A 1,455-nucleotide genomic window follows, 5' to 3' on the forward strand; every position below is an offset into this window, starting at 1 on the left:
CACCGAGATCTACACTCTTTCCCTACACGACGCTCTTCCGATCTTTAATAATCAGAAATTTACTAAAGAACAACAAACAGAAGTTACGGGAGTTTTGCAAAAATTAGGGTATAATACTTTTAAGCCTAGTTGTAGGGCTGCAAAAATCGTAAAAGAAATCATTAACGGAGAAATTTAATTATGTTAGAACACAAGTTTTTACACACTATGATAAGAGTTAATAATTTAGAAGAATCTATAAAGTTTTATGAAGATGTGCTCGGTATGCAGGTAATTAGAAGAAAAGATAATGAAAAAGGTAAGTTTACATTAGTATTTTTAGGGTATTCACAGGAAAAATTTGCACCGCAAATAGAATTAACTTATAATTGGGGAATAAGTAATTATGAATTAGGCACAGCCTATGGTCATATTGCCATAGGAGTAAGCGACATTAACTTAGCGGTAACCAAAGCAAAAGAAAAAGGGGCTGAGGTTTTAAGTGAACCACATAAAATGAATGCTAATAATTCACTAATAGCATTTATTAAAGACCCCAACGGCTATAAAATTGAATTTATTCAATGTTAAAGACAATTAGGCAATATTTATTAACTATTTTCTATAAGTATAAAAACACTAAACTTCATTTAAAGTTATTAGTATTTTTATGTTTTGTATTTTTTGCTATTATAATATTTCTAAGTAAACCAAAAAATATAGCTACTAAAATTATTCAAAAAGAAGTAGTCTTTACTACTTTAGAGGTATCAGATGAGCTTTTTTTAAAAACTGTGAAAACTGGTAACTTAAACATTATTAAAAATATGCTAAATCTTGGGGCGAATCCTATGTCTCATGATGATGTTAAACGCAATGCAATGGCAATTTCAGCAACTTTTAATAGTAACCCTAAAATAGTACCCCTATTAATAGAGTATGGGGTTGATATTAATAATAAGGATACTTTTGGTTATACCCCTCTGATGTTAGCAATGCTCTCAGGAAATAATTATACTTATATTGTAGAACTTTTAAAAAATGGGGCTAATGCTAATGCTAAAACAAAAAGTGGTATTTCAGTATTAATGCTGGCAGCGTCTATGGTTAATGATGAAAAAATTATAACAAAACTTATCAACCAAGGTGCAGAAATTAATTATACTAATAAAGATAAGGTAACTGCGTTAATGATAGCTGCTAAATCTACTAAAAATCCTAAAATTATAGAATTGTTGATTAAACACGGGGCAAATAGAAAAGCTCAGGATTTATTGGGAATTTCTGTTTATGAAATTGCTCTTACTAATCAGGTGCTTAAGAATAATTCTAAAATATTAAAGTTATTGAAATAGCTGTAATGAGGCAGTATATAATGGGAATAGCAACTAGGTATGTGAATAAAAATAAATACAAAAAATGCGAATAAATAGAAAAAAGATCGGAAGAGCGTCGTGTAGGGAAAGAGTGTAGATC

The 1,455-nt window shown here is 29.6% G+C and carries 2 protein-coding genes; both read left to right on the forward strand.

Annotated elements, in window-relative coordinates; all coding sequences use genetic code 11:
* Nucleotides 1–180 precede the first annotated feature (180 nt).
* Complete coding sequence (gloA, locus tag ACQCX0_RS05095) at nucleotides 181–570, forward strand: lactoylglutathione lyase (protein WP_462563086.1); 390 nt, start codon at nucleotides 181–183, stop codon at nucleotides 568–570.
* A complete protein-coding gene (locus tag ACQCX0_RS05100) occupies nucleotides 564–1,334 on the forward strand; it encodes an ankyrin repeat domain-containing protein (protein ID WP_462563087.1) in 771 nt (256 codons plus the stop codon). Before gloA ends, ACQCX0_RS05100 begins: the two co-directional genes overlap by 7 nt.
* Nucleotides 1,335–1,455 lie beyond the last annotated feature (121 nt).

The sequence above is a fragment of the Candidatus Hepatincolaceae symbiont of Strigamia maritima genome (genome assembly GCF_055505085.1).